This window comes from Variovorax paradoxus (assembly GCF_902712855.1).
Lineage (GTDB): Bacteria > Pseudomonadota > Gammaproteobacteria > Burkholderiales > Burkholderiaceae_C > Variovorax > Variovorax paradoxus_Q.
In genome coordinates this window covers 1,636,473-1,651,682 of record NZ_LR743507.1, presented here as the reverse complement: position 1 = coordinate 1,651,682, position 15,210 = coordinate 1,636,473, and the positions used below count along the sequence as shown (strand labels likewise).

General features: G+C 69.0%; 12 protein-coding genes. All 12 read right to left on the bottom strand.

The window, feature by feature from the left end; all coding sequences use genetic code 11:
- Positions 1-2: 2 nt before the first annotated feature.
- Positions 3-974, bottom strand: a complete 972-nt coding sequence (locus tag AACL56_RS07370; RefSeq protein WP_339089172.1) for a D-alanine--D-alanine ligase — start codon at positions 972-974, stop codon at positions 3-5.
- A complete protein-coding gene (gene murC, locus AACL56_RS07365) occupies positions 971-2,470 on the bottom strand; it encodes a UDP-N-acetylmuramate--L-alanine ligase (protein WP_339089171.1) in 1,500 nt (499 codons plus the stop codon). Before murC ends, AACL56_RS07370 begins: the two co-directional genes overlap by 4 nt.
- Positions 2,471-2,627: 157 nt before the next feature.
- Positions 2,628-3,692, bottom strand: a complete 1,065-nt coding sequence (gene murG, locus AACL56_RS07360) for an undecaprenyldiphospho-muramoylpentapeptide beta-N-acetylglucosaminyltransferase (protein ID WP_339089170.1) — start codon at positions 3,690-3,692, stop codon at positions 2,628-2,630.
- 76 nt (positions 3,693-3,768) lie between these two features.
- Positions 3,769-5,067, bottom strand: a complete 1,299-nt coding sequence (gene ftsW / locus AACL56_RS07355) for a putative lipid II flippase FtsW (RefSeq protein ID WP_339089169.1) — start codon at positions 5,065-5,067, stop codon at positions 3,769-3,771.
- Positions 5,064-7,271, bottom strand: coding sequence for a UDP-N-acetylmuramoyl-L-alanine--D-glutamate ligase (gene murD / locus AACL56_RS07350; RefSeq protein ID WP_339089168.1), 2,208 nt, complete (start codon positions 7,269-7,271; stop codon positions 5,064-5,066). Before murD ends, ftsW begins: the two co-directional genes overlap by 4 nt.
- A gap of 7 nt (positions 7,272-7,278) precedes the next feature.
- The gene (mraY, locus tag AACL56_RS07345) at positions 7,279-8,457 is read right to left on the bottom strand and encodes a phospho-N-acetylmuramoyl-pentapeptide-transferase (RefSeq protein ID WP_339089167.1); all 1,179 of its coding nucleotides are present in this window, start codon (positions 8,455-8,457) and stop codon (positions 7,279-7,281) included.
- A gap of 22 nt (positions 8,458-8,479) precedes the next feature.
- Positions 8,480-9,919, bottom strand: coding sequence for a UDP-N-acetylmuramoyl-tripeptide--D-alanyl-D-alanine ligase (locus tag AACL56_RS07340; protein WP_339089166.1), 1,440 nt, complete (start codon positions 9,917-9,919; stop codon positions 8,480-8,482).
- Positions 9,916-11,472, bottom strand: a complete 1,557-nt coding sequence (locus tag AACL56_RS07335) for a UDP-N-acetylmuramoyl-L-alanyl-D-glutamate--2,6-diaminopimelate ligase (RefSeq protein WP_339089165.1) — start codon at positions 11,470-11,472, stop codon at positions 9,916-9,918. Before AACL56_RS07335 ends, AACL56_RS07340 begins: the two co-directional genes overlap by 4 nt.
- A gap of 2 nt (positions 11,473-11,474) precedes the next feature.
- A complete protein-coding gene (locus AACL56_RS07330; RefSeq protein WP_339089164.1) occupies positions 11,475-13,229 on the bottom strand; it encodes a peptidoglycan D,D-transpeptidase FtsI family protein in 1,755 nt (584 codons plus the stop codon).
- Positions 13,226-13,591, bottom strand: coding sequence for a cell division protein FtsL (gene ftsL / locus AACL56_RS07325; protein ID WP_339089163.1), 366 nt, complete (start codon positions 13,589-13,591; stop codon positions 13,226-13,228). Before ftsL ends, AACL56_RS07330 begins: the two co-directional genes overlap by 4 nt.
- A gap of 94 nt (positions 13,592-13,685) precedes the next feature.
- Positions 13,686-14,609, bottom strand: coding sequence for a 16S rRNA (cytosine(1402)-N(4))-methyltransferase RsmH (gene rsmH, locus AACL56_RS07320; RefSeq protein WP_339089162.1), 924 nt, complete (start codon positions 14,607-14,609; stop codon positions 13,686-13,688).
- Positions 14,610-14,617: 8 nt separating this feature from the next.
- The gene (gene mraZ / locus AACL56_RS07315) at positions 14,618-15,046 is read right to left on the bottom strand and encodes a division/cell wall cluster transcriptional repressor MraZ (protein WP_012746060.1); all 429 of its coding nucleotides are present in this window, start codon (positions 15,044-15,046) and stop codon (positions 14,618-14,620) included.
- Positions 15,047-15,210: the final 164 nt, after the last annotated feature.

The following is a 15,210-nucleotide window of genomic DNA, read 5'->3' as shown; positions in this document are numbered from 1 at the left end:
GGCTATCGCGAGCCTCCCGTGGCGTCGAGCGACGCCGATGCCAGCACGCGCACGCACAGCTCCTCGTAGGGGATGCCCGCGGCGCGCGCGGACATCGGCACCAACGAATGGCTGGTCATGCCCGGCGAGGTGTTCATCTCCAGCAGGAAGGGCTTGCGGTCGCTTGCGCGGATCATCACGTCGGCGCGGCCCCAGCCGCGGCAGCCGAGCGTGCGGTACGCAGCCAGCGCGATGCGCTGGATCTCGTGCTCCTCGGCCTCGGGCAGGCCGCTCGGGCACTGGTACTTCACGTCGTCGGTGAAGTACTTGTTCTGGTAGTCGTAGGCGCCCTCGGGCGCGCTGATGCGCACCACCGGCAGCGCGCGCGCGTCCAGCCCCTGGCCGAGCACAGCGCAGGTCACTTCCTCGCCTTCGATGAATTCCTCGCACAGCACGTCGGCGTCGTACTTCGCCGACAGCGTCACCGCGTCCTGCATCTGCGAGTAGCCCTCGACCTTGGTCACGCCGATGGAGGAACCCTCGCGCGGCGGCTTCACGATCAGCGGCAGGCCGAGCACGTCGGGCACGGCCATGACCTGCTCGCGGCTTTGCTGGTCGAACGCCAGGCGCACGTACTTGGGCGTCGGCAGGCCGTCGGCCTGCCAGATGCGCTTGGTCATGACCTTGTCCATCGCCACGCTGGAGGCCATCACGCCCGAGCCGGTGTAGGGAATGCCGAGCAGTTCGAGCGCGCCCTGCACGGTGCCGTCCTCGCCATGGCGGCCGTGCAGCGCGACGAAGCAGCGCGCGAAGCCTTCGCGCTTCAGGTCGGCCAGCTCGCGCTGCGAGGGGTCGAAGGCGTGCGCGTCGACGCCGCGCGAGCGCAAGGCCTCGAGCACGCCGGTGCCCGACATCATGGAAATCTCGCGTTCGGCGGAACTGCCGCCGAACAGCACGGCCACCTTGCCGAAGAGTCTGGGGTCCTGAAGGCTCACGAGGCCCTCCCTTCGCGCGAATCGCGCTGCAATGTTGAAGGTGCGGCGGCCGTCGCCTTTGCTGCTGCTGTTGCAGCAGCAGTCGCCGCGCCGAGTTCGACCACCTTGCCCGGCACCGCGCCGATCGAGCCGGCACCCATGGAGAGCACCACGTCGCCCGGACGCGCGTTGTCGAGGATGGCGCGCGGCATGGCGGCGATGTCGTCCACGAACACGGGCTCGACCTTGCCGGCCACGCGCAGCGCGCGCGCCAGCGTGCGGCCGTCGGCCGCCACGATCGGTGCCTCGCCGGCGGCATAGACCTCGCCCAGCAGCACGGCGTCGGCCGTACCGATGACTTTCACGAAATCCTCGAAGCAGTCGCGCGTGCGGGTGTAGCGGTGCGGCTGGAACGCCAGCACCAGCCGGCGGCCCGGGAATGCGCCGCGCGCCGCGGCAATGGTCGCCGCCATCTCGACCGGGTGATGGCCGTAGTCGTCGATCACTGTGAAGGTGCCTGCCGCAGTCGCATCGCTGCCTTGCACCGGCACGTCGCCGTAGCTCTGGAAGCGCCGTCCCACGCCCTTGAAGCCTGCCAGCCCGCGCTGCACAGCCTCGTCGGGCACGCCGAGCTCGACCGCCACCGCGATCACCGACAGCGCGTTGCGCACGTTGTGTTCGCCCGGCAGGTTCAGCACGATGGGCAGGTCGGGCAGCGTCACGCCGTTGCGGCGCTGCGCGGTGAAATGCATCTGGCCGCCGACGGCGCGCACGTCGACGGCACGCACCTGGGCGTCCTCGCCGAAGCCGTAGCTGGTGACCGGGCAGTTCACGTCGGCCACGATCTCGCGCACCGCGGCGTCGTCGGTGCACAGGATGGCGGTTCCATAGAACGGCATGCGGTGCAGGAAGTCGACGAAGGCTCTCTTCAGCTTCGCGAAGTCGTGCCCGTAGGTCTCCATGTGGTCCGCGTCGATGTTCGTGACCACCGCCATCACGGGCAGCAGGTTCAGGAACGAAGCGTCCGACTCGTCGGCCTCGACCACGATGTAGTCGCCGCTGCCGAGCTGCGCGTTGGCGCCGGCGCTGTTCAGCCGGCCGCCGATCACGAAGGTCGGGTCGAGCCCCGCGGCAGCCAGCACGCTCGCCACCAGGCTGGTGGTGGTGGTCTTGCCGTGCGTGCCGGCGATGGCGATGCCCTGCTTCAGGCGCATCAGCTCGGCCAACATCACCGCGCGCGGCACGACCGGAATGCGCTTCTCGCGCGCGGCCAGGACCTCGGGGTTGTCCGGCTGCACGGCGGTGGAAGTGACGACCGCATCCGCGCCCTCGATGTGCGCGGCCGCATGGCCCACGAACGTGCCGATGCCGAGCCCGGCAAGGCGGCGCAGCGTGGCGCTGTCGGACAGGTCGGAACCGCTGATCCTGTAGCCCAGGTTCAGCAGCACCTCGGCGATGCCGCTCATGCCCGAGCCGCCGATGCCCACGAAGTGGATATGACGGATTGCGTGCTTCATGCGCGGCCTCCATTCATCGACAACGCAAGTTGCGCGACGAGCGCAGCGAGGTCCGTTCGCAGGACACCACGGAACCGGCTTTGCCGGGCCGCAGGTGTCGCCCCCGGCGAGGGGGGTGGCGAAGCGACACGAAGTGCGCGAAGCCTGGGGGAGTACGTCATCTTGCAAGCTCCTCGCAAGCGCGGACGACGGCATCCACGGCATCGGTCTTCTGCATGGACTTGGCCTTGGCGGCCTTCTCGGTCAGGGCGTCGCGCCCGGTTTTCTGTAGCAAATCAGCCAGCAATTCAGGAGTGAGGTCGGCCTGCTGCACCAGCCATCCGCCACCCGCGTCCACGAGGAAGCGCGCGTTGGTGGTCTGGTGGTCGTCGACCGCCGAGGGGAAAGGCACGAACAGCGCTGCTGCGCCGACGGCCGCGATTTCTGTGACGGTGCTGGCACCGGCGCGCGCGACGATGATGTCGGCGTCCGCGTAGGCCTGCGCGGTGTCCTCGATGAACGGCGTGAGTTCGCCCTCGACGCCGGCGGCCGTGTAGTTGGCGCGCAGTTCGTCGATCTGCTTGGCGCCGCTCTGGTGCAGCACCTGCGGACGCGCCTCGGGCGCGATGCGCGCGAGCGCCTGCGGCACCACGGTGTTCAGGCCGCGCGCACCGAGGCTGCCACCGACCACCAGCAGCTTGAGCGGACCGGTGCGGCCTGCGAAACGCACGGCCGGATCGGGCTTGGAAGTGAACGCCGTGCGCAGCGGATTGCCCACCCACTGCGCCTTCTTCAGCACATTCGGGAAGGCGGTGAACACGCGGTCGGCGACACCGGCCAGCACCTTGTTGGCAAGGCCGGCCACCGAGTTCTGCTCGTGCAGCACCAGCGGCTTGCCCACGAGCACGCCCATCATTCCGCCCGGGAAGGTGATGTAGCCGCCCAGGCCCACCAGCACGTCGGGCTTCACGCGGCGCACCACGGCCAGGCTTTGCCAGAACGCGCGCAGCAGGCGCAGCGGCAGCAGGAACAGCGTGAGCGGGCCCTTGCCGCGCACACCGCCGAACTGCACCGGCTCGAAGGCGAAGCCGCGCGGCGGCACCAGCTTTTCTTCCATGCTGCCGGGCGCGCCCAGCCAGTGCACGCGCCAGCCGCGCTCGCGCAGGGCCTCGGCCACCGCGAGTCCGGGGAAGATGTGGCCGCCCGTGCCGCCTGCCATGACGAGTGCGGTGCGCGTCGTCATACGCGGCCCCCACGCATCAGCGGCGCATTCGCGCCGCAGCGCTTCGCGCTGACACGGTTTTGATGAAACCGTGTCCTCATACGCGGCCTCCGCGCATGAGGACGCGGTTTTCGTAGTCGATGCGCAGCACGATCGCCAGCGCGACCATGTTCATCAGGATGGCGGAGCCACCGAAGCTCATCAGCGGCAGGGTCAGTCCCTTGGTCGGCAGCGCGCCCAGGTTCACGCCCATGTTGATGAAGGTCTGGAAGCCGAGCCACACGCCCACGCCCTGGGCCACGAGGCCCGAGAACACGCGGTCGAGCGCGATGGCCTGGCGGCCGATGTGCATGATGCGCCGTGTGAGCCAGAGGAACATGCCGATGATCAGCAGCACGCCGATCAGGCCGAATTCTTCGCCGATCACTGCGAGCAGGAAGTCGGTGTGCGCCTCGGGCAGCCAGTGCAGCTTCTCCACGCTGCCGCCCAGGCCCACGCCGAAGATCTCGCCGCGCCCGATGGCGATCAACGAGTGCGACAGCTGGTAGCCCTTGCCGAGCGCATGCTCCTCGCTCCACGGATCGAGGTACGCGAAGATCCGCTCGCGGCGCCACGGACTGCTGGCCACGATGGTGCCGAAAGCCACCACCACCAGCGCAGCGATCACGAAGAACATGCGCGCGTTCACGCCGCCCAGGAACAGGATGCCCATGGCGATCACGGCGATCACCATGAAGGCGCCCATGTCGGGCTCGGCCATCACCAGCATGCCGACCACCACCACGGCGATGCCCATCGGCAGCACCGCGCGGAAGAAGCGTTCCTTGATCTCCATCTTGCGCACCATGTAGCTGGCGGCGTAGAGCACCATGGCGAGCTTGGCCAGTTCCGAGGGCTGGAAGCGCATGAAGCCCATCGGCAGCCAGCGGCGCGCGCCGTTCACGTTGATGCCGATGTGCGGAATGAGCACCGCTACCAGCAGCAGCAGCGACGCGATGAAGAGCCACGGCGCGGCGCGCTCCCAGGTCTTCATGGGAATCTGGAACGCCAGCAGCGCCGCGATGAAGGCGAACGCCACCGAGGCCGCGTGCCGCGTGAGGAAGTACGAGGCGCTGTAGCCCGCGCGCGCGAAGCGCGGGTTGTCGGGCAGCGCGATGGAGGCCGAATACACCATGATCAGGCCCCAGGTCAGCAACGCGACCGTGACCCACACCAGCGCCTGGTCGAAACCCAGCACGCGCATCGGCGTGGCCTTGGTCTGCGCGATGCCGGCGCCGCCCAGGCGCACCGGCAGGTGCACGGGCAGCGCGTCGATCCCGCTGCGCGCGCGCTTGAACCAGCCACCGAAGCGGCTCGGGCGGGCGTTGGGCGTGGCGCCTGAAGCAGCGGTATTCAAACCGGGTCCTCCGTCGAATCGCCCAGTCCGCGCGGGCTGTCTTCCCAGGCCTGCACGGCCTCGCGGAACACCTCGGCGCGGTGGGCGTAGTCGTTGAACATGTCGAAGCTCGCACAGGCGGGTGACAGCAGCACGGCGTCGCTGGGGTTGGCACGCGCGCCGGCGAGCTTCACGGCCTCGTCCATCGAGCCCGCATGCATCAGCGAGACGCCGGTGGAAGCGAGCGCGGCCTCGATCAGCGGCGCGTCGCGGCCGATGAGCACCACGGCGCGCGCGTACTGGCGCACAGGCGCGGCGAGCGGCTCGAAGTCCTGGCCCTTGCCTTCGCCGCCGAGGATCACGACCACGCGGCGCTCTTCGCCCAGGCCGGTCAGCGCGGCGACCGTGGCACCCACGTTGGTTCCCTTGCTGTCGTCGAAGAACTCGACCTCGTCGACGATCGCGACCGGCTCCACGCGGTGCGGCTCGCCGCGGTACTCGCGCAGGCCGTAGAGCATCGGGCCCAGCGGGCAGCCGGCGGCACTGGCCAGCGCGAGCGCGGCCAGGGCATTCATGGCGTTGTGACGGCCGCGGATGCGCAGCGCGTCGGCGGGCATCAGGCGCTGCAGGAAGATTTCTTCCTCGACCACCGCACCGCGCTTGCGCTTCTGCGTTTCGTCGGCCTCCAGCGCGCGCACCAGCCAGGCCATGCCGTTGACGCGCTCGATGCCGTAGTCGCCGGGGCGCAGCGGCATCGCCGAGCCGAAGGTGACGTGCGTGCGGATCTGCGGACGCTGCAGCTTGACGCGCACCGGCGCGGGCAGCATGGCCATCACGCCGTCGTCGTCGCGGTTCAGGATCATCAGGCCGCGCGCGCCGAAGATGCGCGCCTTGGCCGCCGCATAGGCCGGCATGCCGCCATGCCAGTCGAGGTGGTCCTGCGTGAGGTTGAGCACGGTGGCCGCGGTGGGCTCGAAGCCCTGCACCTCGTCGAGCTGAAAGCTCGAGAGCTCGAGCACCCAGACGTCGGGCAGAGTGTCGGCATCGATGTGCGCGGACAGCGTGTCGAGCAGCGTCGGGCCGATGTTGCCGGCCACCGCCACCGTCTTGCCCGCGCGCTCGACCAGCTGGCCGGTGAGCGAGGTGACGGTGGTCTTGCCGTTGGTGCCGGTGATGGCGAGCACGGCGGGCAGGTAGCCCTTGGGTGCTTCGGGTTCGGGAACCGGCGCCAGCTCGAGCTGCGGCGATTCTTCTTCCACCGCGGCGGAGGCCGGGTTGGTGGCGGAGATCTCGGCGATCCTGGCGACGAACTCGGCGGCTTCCCTGGCGGCCGTCGCCACGTAGGGCTTGCCGGTGACGGGCAGGCGCGAGGCGGTCGAAGTTGCAGGTGCCGGTGCGGGCGCGGGCGTGTCGGCCGGTACATCGGGTGCAGCGGCTTCGGGGGCGGGGGCCGGGGCCTGCGCCGTATCGGGCGCGGCTTCTTGCGGCACCGGGGCGTCGCCGGCAGCGGCAGGCTCCACCGGCGCTTCGGGCACCACGTCTGCCGGAACGGGCACCGCCACGCTGATCGATGGATCGCGCGGCATCGCTTCGGCCATGGCAGGCGCCGAAGGTTCGGGCGAAGCCAGTTCCGGCCGAGGTTCCGCAGCCTGGACCGCGTCGGTCGCTTCCGCCGGTGCAACCGGCTCAGCGGGTTCAGCGGGTGCGACCGGCTCCGCTGCTTCACCCGCGTCGGACACGGCCAGCTCGACCGCGGCCGGCGCTTCCTCGAGCGGGAGTTCGGCCTGCGCTTCAGGCTCGACGGCTTCGGGCAACGCTGGCGGCGCGGGCTCTGGCTCGGCCTGCGCTTCGGGCGCGGCCTCGACCACAGGCACTTCGACCGTCTGCAGATCCAGCAGCGCGCGCGCGAACAGGTCCAGCTCGCCGCCGACCGGCAGGCCCATGGCACGGGCCGCGTCGGCCACAGGCGCGATGATCTCGGGCGACAGGCCCGGCGAGCGGTACACGGCGCGGATCGGCGTGCCTTCGACCAGCGCGGCCGAGAACGAGCCGCCGACGAACGTCACGTCGGGCAGTTCGGCCTTCAGCGTGGCCAGCGCTGCCGGCGCCTCGCGCGTGTCCGCCACGGTCACGACCGCGCCGTGGCGCGCGCACCAGCGCGTCATCGCCAGCCCGGACGCACCGAGGCCGAGGATGAGGACGGGGAGGTCTTTCAGATGCCGCATGGTTCCGTTACCGCAGCTTCAGCGTCGAAAGGCCCACGAGGCACAGCAGCATCGTGATGATCCAGAAGCGCACCACGACCTGCGTCTCGCGCCAGCCGCTCTTCTCGAAGTGATGGTGCAGCGGCGCCATCTTGAGCACGCGGCGGCCTTCGCCGTAGCGCTTCTTGGTGTACTTGAAGTACATCACCTGCGCCATCACAGAGATCGCCTCGACCACGAAGATGCCGCCCATGATGAAGAACACGATCTCTTGGCGCACGATGACCGCGATCGTGCCCAGCGCGCCGCCCAGCGCCAGCGCGCCCACGTCGCCCATGAAGACCTGCGCCGGATGGGTGTTGAACCACAGGAAGGCCAGACCCGCGCCGGCCATCGCCGAGCAGAACACCAGCAGCTCGCCCGAGCCGGGGATATTGGGGAACAGCAGGTACTTGGAGTACACCGCGCTGCCCGTGACGTAGGCGAACACGCCCAGCGCGGAGCCCACCATCACCACCGGCATGATCGCCAGGCCGTCGAGGCCGTCGGTGAGGTTCACCGCGTTGCTCGCACCCACGATCACCAGGTACGTGAGGATCACGAAGCCGATGCCGCCCAGCGGGTAGCTCACTTCCTTGAAGAAGGGCACCAGCAGGTTGATCTTGGGCGGGAAGTCGAGGTCGAAGCCCGACTGCACCCACGCGAAGAACAGCTGCAGCACGCGCCAGTTGGAGCTTTCGGAGATGCTGAACAGCAGGTAGAAGGCGGCGATCAGGCCGACCACCGACTGCCAGAAATACTTCTCGCGCGAGCGCATGCCTTCCGGGTCCTTGCGCACCACCTTGCGCCAGTCGTCGACCCAGCCGATGGCGCCGAAGCCCATGGTGACCCACAGCACGATCCACACGAACCGGTTGGACATGTCGAACCACAGGAGCGTGGCGAACGCGATCGCGAACAGCACCAGCACACCGCCCATGGTGGGCGTGCCGCTCTTGGTGAGGTGCGTTTCCATGCCGTAGCCGCGCACCGGCTGGCCGATCTTGAGCGCGGCGAGGCGCCGGATGACGAAGGGACCGGCCACCAGGCCGACCACGAGCGCCGTCAACGCGGCCATGAGCGCGCGGAAGGTGAGGTACTGGAAGATGCGCAGGAACCCGAATTCGGGCGACAGCGTCTGCAACCATTGGGCCAGTGTCAGCAGCATGTGTTTTCGCGCGGCTCATGCGTCATGACCGGCCTCCTTTTCTTGTTGTGGCGAGAGTCCGTGCCTGGGCCTCGATGGCCTGCACCACGCGTTCCATCTTCATGGAGCGCGATCCCTTGACGAGCACGCTGCCGGCCTGCGGCAGGTGCGAGAGAACGGCCGCGCCGAGGGCGTCGAACGTGTCGAAATGACGGCCTCCGGCGCCGCCGCGAAACGCCGTGACGGCATGCGCGGTGGCGGTGCCCAGCGTGTACACGGCCTCGATGCCGCGCTCGCGCGCACGGTCGCCGACTTCGGCGTGGAATTCCGGCGAACGGTCGCCCACCTCGGCCATGTCGCCGAGCACCAGCAGGCGCGGACCCGGCAGTGCGGCGAGGACGTCGATGGCGGCGATCACGGAATCGGGGTTGGCGTTGTAGCTGTCGTCGACCAGCGTGAGCGCATGGCCGTCGGCCAGCACCACCTCGATGGCACGCGAGCGGCCCTTGACCGGCTCGAACGCATCGAGGCCGGCGGCGATGGTCTCGACCGACACGCCGGCCGCAAGCGCGCAGGCGGTGGCCGCCAGCGCGTTGACGACGTTGTGGCGGCCCGCGATGTGCAGCCGCGTGGCGAAGCTGCCGAGAGGTGTGCGGATGCGCACGGCCCAGGCGCCCTGCGCCCATTCGGCGCTTTCGAGCGAGATATCGGCGTCTTCCGGCTCGCCGAAGGTCATGCAGCGGCGCGACCCGGTGTCGCGCGCCATGTCGGTCCACAGCGAGGTGAAGACGTCGCCGTGCGGGAACACGGCCGTGCCGTCGTCGGGCAGCACCGCGAAGACGGAAGCGTTCTCCACAGCCACGGCTTCGACGGTGGCCATGAATTCCTGGTGCTCGCGCTGCGCGTTGTTCACCAGTGCGATGGTCGGGCGCGAGATGGCGGCCAGCCGCGCGATCTCGCCCGGATGGTTCATGCCCAGCTCCACCACCGCGCGGCGGTGCTCCGCGCGCAGGCGCAGCAGCGTGAGCGGCACGCCGATCTCGTTGTTGAAGTTGCCGGCGGTGGCGAGCGCGCGCTCGGCCCGGCTGGCGAACAGGATGGCCGCGATCATCTGCGTGACCGTGGTCTTGCCGTTGCTGCCGGTGACGGCGATGAGCGGCAGTTCGAATTGCGCGCGCCAGCCCGCGCCGAGCGCGCCCAGCGCGGCCAGCGAGTCCGGCACCTCGAGCCCGGCCAGGCCGGCGGCCTCGAGGCCGTGGTGCGCGATGGCCGCGACGGCGCCCTGCTTCCTCGCGTCGGCGAGGAAGTCGTTGGCATCGAAGCGCTCGCCCTTGAGCGCGACGAACAGGTCGCCGGCCGCGAGGGTGCGCGTGTCGGTGTGCACGCGGGCGATGACGGTCGAGGCGTCACCCACCAGGCGCGAACCGGGAATCCATTGCTGCACACGGGCGAGCGTGATGTCGAGCGGCGTCGTGTCGGTCATGCCGCACCTCGCAGTGCCAGCGCGTCCAGCGCGTGGGCCTTGTCGGAGAACTCGATGCGCTTGCCGGCAACCTCCTGCCAGGCCTCGTGGCCCTTGCCGGCGATCAGCACGACGTCCTGTGGCGCCGCCTGCGCGATCACGTCGGCAATGGCGATGCCGCGGTCGGGCTGCACCTGCGCCGCGTCGGGGCGCGAAAAGCCGCGCAGCACCTGGGCAATGATCGCGTCGGGCTTCTCGCTGCGCGGGTTGTCGCTGGTGACGACCACGCGGTCGGCCTGGCGCTCGGCCACGGCGGCCATCATGGGGCGCTTGATCGGATCGCGGTCCCCGCCGCAGCCGAACAGGCACCAGAGCGCGCCGCCGCGCTGCTTCGCCAGCGGGCGCAGGCCGATGAGCGCCTTGTCGAGCGCGTCCGGCGTGTGGGCGTAGTCGACCACGGCCAGCGGTGCGCCTTCGCCGGTGCCGGCCCTGTCCATGCGGCCCGGCACGCTGGTGAGGCTGCCGCAGGCCGTCACCGCCTGGGCCAGCGTGAGGCCGAGCGCGCGCAAAGTTCCCAGCACGCCGAGCAGGTTGGCCACGTTGTACTGGCCGATCAGGCCGGTGGACAGGCGTTCGACCGCCGCCGTGCCGTGCTCGGCCACCGAGAACTGCAGGCCCTGTGCGTCGTAGCCGATGTCGCGTGCCACGAGGCGCGCCGGCTTGCCATCGGCCGACACGGTCCAGACGTCGAGCGCGCCGATGCCGGCGTCGATCAGGTTGGCGCAGAGGCTGGCGCCGTGCGTGTCGTCGATGTTGATCACCGCCGCGCGCAGGCCGGGCCAGCGGAACAGCTCGGCCTTGGCCTGCCAGTAGGCGTCCATGCTGCCGTGGTAGTCGAGGTGGTCCTGCGTGAAGTTGGTGAAGACCGCCACCGCGATCCGGGCACCGTCGAGGCGGCGCTCGGCGATGCCGATGGAAGAGGCCTCGATGGCGCACGCGCCGAAGCCGCGCTCGACCAGCGAACGCAGCCCGCGCTGCATCATCACCGGATCGGGCGTGGTCAGGCCGGTGTAGGTGAGTTCGGGCGGCACCCCGATGCCCAGCGTGCCCATCACCGCGCAGGGCGACGGCGCATCGCGCTGCATGGTGCCGTCGGGCTTCATCGCACGCACGCCGCCCGCCGCGCGCAGCGTGGAGAGCGACTCGGCCAGCCACCACGCGGTGGAGGTCTTGCCGTTGGTGCCGGTCACGGCCAGCACGTCGAGCAATCCCGAAGGGTTGTCGTAGAAGGCCGAGGCGATCGGGCCCGTGGCGGCCTTCAGGCCGGGATAGCTCACGATGCGTTCGTCGCCCTCGAAGCCGAAGGCCTCGACGCCTTCGTGCTCGACCAGGCAGGCCACGGCGCCCTGCGCCAGCGCGGCGGCCACGTGCTTGCGCCCGTCGGTGGCGGCGCCGGGCCACGCGATGAAGACGTCGCCGGCATTCACGGCTCGGCTGTCCGCATGCAGCGCGGCCTGCGGCGCGCGTTCCTTGAGCCAGGCCGCTGCGAGTGGAGGGGAAGTGAAGGTCAGCATGTTCAGAAGCTCTCGTCGACGCCCTGCGTCATCACAAGCGGTTTGACCGCCAGATCGGGCGGTACGTTCATCATGCGCAGGGTCTGCTGCACGACTTCGCTGAACACGGGGGCCGCTGCCAGGCCGCCGAAATACTGGCCGTCGCTGGGCTCGTCGATCATCACGGCCACGATGATGCGCGGCTTCTCGATCGGCGCCATGCCGGTGAACCACGCGCGATATTTGTTACTCGCGTAACCCTTGCCAACCTGCTTGTGCGCGGTGCCCGACTTGCCGCCCACCGAGTAGCCGACCGTCTGCGCGCGGGTGCCGGTGCCGCCCGGACCCGCGGCCATCTGCAGCATCTTGCGGACCGCCAGCGCGTTCGAGGGCGAGAACACGCGCACGCCGGCCGGCGGCTCGGTGTTCTTGAGGATAGTGACCGGGATGAGCGAGCCGTCGTGCGCGAACGAGGTGTACGAATGCGCCATCTGGAACAGCGACGCCGACAGGCCGTAGCCGTAGGCCATGGTGGCCTGCTCGACCGGCTTCCAGGTCTTCCAGGGACGCAGTCGGCCGGTGACGGCACCGGGGAACTGGATCTGCGGCTTCTGGCCGTAGCCGAGCGCCGTGTAGGTGTCCCACATTTCGTGCGGGGTCATCTTCTGGGCGATCTTGAGCGCGCCGACGTTGCTCGACTTCTGGATGACGCCCTCGACCGTCAGCGTGCCGTAGTTGTGCGTGTCGCTGATGGTGAAGCCGCCGATCTGGAAACGGCCGGGACCGGTCTCGATCAGGGTCTGCGGCTTCACGCGGCCGGCTTCCAGCGCCATCGCCACGGTGATCGGCTTCATGGTCGAGCCGGGCTCGAAGGTGTCGGTGAGCGCGCGGTTGCGCAGCTGCTCGCCGGTGAGGTTCTGGCGCTTGTCGGGAACGTAGCTCGGGTAGTTGGCCAGCGCGAGCACCTCGCCGGTGGTGCTGTCGAGCACCACCACGCTGCCGGCCTTGGCCTTGCGCGCCGTCACGGCGTCGCGCAGCTTCTGGTAGGCGAAGAACTGCACCTTGCTGTCCACGCTGAGCTGGATGTCCTTGCCGTCCAGCGGCGGCACGGTGTCGCCCACGCCCTCGACCACGCGGCCCAGGCGGTCCTTGATGACGCGGCGCGACCCGGCCTTGCCGGCCAGGTCCTTGTTGAACGCGAGCTCGATGCCCTCCTGCCCGCTGTCTTCCACGTTGGTGAAGCCCACCACGTGCGCGGCGGCCTCGCCCTCGGGGTACTGGCGCTTGTATTCGCGGCGCTGGTAGATGCCCTTGATGTTGAGCGCGGCGATCTGCTTGGCGATCGGCTCGTCGACCTGGCGCTTGACCCAGACGAAGGTCTTGTCCTCGTCCTCGAGCTTCTTGTCGAAGTCCTTCTGCGGCATCTCGAGCAGCTTGGCCACCTGCTTGAGCTTGGTGCGAACCTCGGGGTCGTCGCGCTCGATGTCCTCGGGGATGGCCCAGATGCTGGGCGCCACCACGCTGGACGCCAGGATGAGCCCGTTGCGATCGAGGATGCGGCCTCGGTTGGCCGGCAGCTCGAGCGTGCGCGCGAAGCGCACTTCGCCCTGCCGCTGGAAGAAACTGTTGCCGAACACCTGCACGTAGGCCGCGCGGCCGGCGAGCATGACGAAGCCCAGCGCGATGCCGGCGACGATGAACTTGCTTCGCCACACCGGCGTCTTGCTCGCGAGCAAGGGGCTGGTGGTGTAGCGCACGCTGCGGTTGCCGCGGGTCATCGTGCGGACCTCGCTGCAGCGGCGGGTTTGGCGGCGGGCTTGCTGCCCGGCGCGGCGGGCATGGCAGGCGCCACCGGCGCCACGGCCGGAATCACCGAGCCGTCGGGGCGCACGTACTGCGTGATCGCCGGCGAGGTGGTGCGCATCTGCAGCTGCTCCTTGGCGAGCTTCTCGACGCGCAGCGGCGTGGCCTGGGCGCGCTTCTCGACCTGCAGGCGGTCGCGATCGAGTTCGAGGCGGCGCGCCTCCTGTTGCGAGCGGTCGAGCTCGGTGTAGAGCTGGCGCGACTGGTACTGGGTATGCACCAGAAACAACGCCGTCGCGATGACGGCCAGCATCAGCAGGAGGTTCACGCGGGCCATGGTCAGAGAACCTCGCCCAGGCTGCGCCGCCGCAAGGCTCCGCCGAGCCCCTCGCAGTCGAGGGTGCGAGCGCCTTCGAGAAGACGGGCGGCGTTCATGCGGCCTCCGTGCGTTCGGCCACGCGAAGGATCGCGCTGCGCGAGCGCGGGTTGCCCCGCACTTCCTCTTCGGACGGCTTGATGCGCTCGAGTGCGCGCAGCTTCATCACCTTCGGCGCGGCAAACGGCGCGCGGCGGTCGTAGACCTCCTTCGAATGCTTCGCGATGAACTGCTTCACGATGCGGTCTTCCAGCGAGTGGAAGCTGATCACCGCAAGCCGGCCGCCAGGTTGCAACACGGACAGGCTCGCTTCTAGCGCCTGTTGCAGCTCTTCAAGCTCGGCGTTGATGAAAATCCGAAAAGCCTGAAATGTGCGCGTTGCAGGGTTCTGGCCCTGCTCGCGGGTTTTGACCGTGCCAGCCACGAGCTCGGCCAGTTCGGTGGTGGTTGAAATTGGGCCCCGTTCTTGTCGGCGAGCAACAATCGCCTTTGCAATCTGAACAGCAAACCGTTCTTCGCCATAGTCACGGATCACCTCTGCAATCTGCTGGAGTTCGGCCGTTGCCAGCCATTCAGCCACGCTCTCGCCGCGCGTGGTGTCCATGCGCATGTCGAGCGGGCCGTCGAAACGAAAACTGAAACCGCGCACCGGGTTGTCGATCTGGGGCGAGCTCACGCCCAGGTCCATCAGCAAGCCGTTGACGCTCGCGTCGGGCAGTTCGCCCAGCGACCGGAATCCCTGGTGGCGGATGGAAAAACGCGCATCGGAGATGCGCGCTGCTTCGGCCACTGCTTCCGCATCCTTGTCGAATGCGATCAGCCTGCCCTGCGGCCCCAGCCTGGAGAGGATCGCGCGCGCGTGACCTCCGCGCCCGAAGGTGGCGTCCACGTAGGTGCCGGAGGCTTCCGTGCTGCCTGAAAGAAGGGCTTCCACCGCTTCGTTCAGCAAGACGGTCGTATGGGTCCATGGGGTGTTCACGTGAGCCCTCAGAACGCGAAGTCCTGGAACACATCCGGCATCTCGCCCTGGGTGGCCTCGGCCTCCTTGGCCTCGTACGTGGCCTTGTCCCAGAGTTCGAAGTGGTTGCCCATGCCCAGCAGCAGCGTGTCGCGCACGATGCCGGTGGCGGCGCGCAGTTCGGGCGACACCAGGATGCGGCCGGTGCCGTCCATCTCGACATCCATGGCGTTGCCCAGGAAGACGCGCTTCCACCACTGCGCCGACATCGGCAGCGCGGCGATGCGCTCGCGGAATTTTTCCCATTCGGGACGGGGGAACACCATCAGGCATCCGTGCGGATGCTTGGTAATCGTGAGCTGGCCGCCTGCCGTGGCGCTCAGGACGTCGCGATGCCGGGTCGGCACGGAGAGCCGCCCCTTGGCATCCAGACTGAGCGATGAAGCGCCTTGAAACACGACCACGAAACCCCTGTGTTGGGAGGTGCTGCAACACCCGAAAGGGGCACTACCCGCACTTTTTCCCACTTAACTGCACTTTTTTGCACTGTAGCAGGAAACACTTAGGAAGCAACTGGCCGTTAGTGGTATTTTTTGTAATGGAATCAACGACTTAGCGCCGA

What these genes read in the sequence shown, in the direction of transcription:
- murC (WP_339089171.1), bottom strand. Translation starts at nt 2,470, where the DNA reads ATGAAGCACGCAATCCGTCATATCCACTTCGTGGGCATCGGCGGCTCG.
- murG (WP_339089170.1), bottom strand. Translation starts at nt 3,692, where the DNA reads ATGACGACGCGCACCGCACTCGTCATGGCAGGCGGCACGGGCGGCCAC.
- murD (WP_339089168.1), bottom strand. Translation starts at nt 7,271, where the DNA reads ATGCGGCATCTGAAAGACCTCCCCGTCCTCATCCTCGGCCTCGGTGCG.
- mraY (WP_339089167.1), bottom strand. Translation starts at nt 8,457, where the DNA reads ATGCTGCTGACACTGGCCCAATGGTTGCAGACGCTGTCGCCCGAATTC.
- AACL56_RS07340 (WP_339089166.1), bottom strand. Translation starts at nt 9,919, where the DNA reads ATGACCGACACGACGCCGCTCGACATCACGCTCGCCCGTGTGCAGCAA.
- AACL56_RS07335 (WP_339089165.1), bottom strand. Translation starts at nt 11,472, where the DNA reads ATGCTGACCTTCACTTCCCCTCCACTCGCAGCGGCCTGGCTCAAGGAA.
- AACL56_RS07330 (WP_339089164.1), bottom strand. Translation starts at nt 13,229, where the DNA reads ATGACCCGCGGCAACCGCAGCGTGCGCTACACCACCAGCCCCTTGCTC.
- ftsL (WP_339089163.1), bottom strand. Translation starts at nt 13,591, where the DNA reads ATGGCCCGCGTGAACCTCCTGCTGATGCTGGCCGTCATCGCGACGGCG.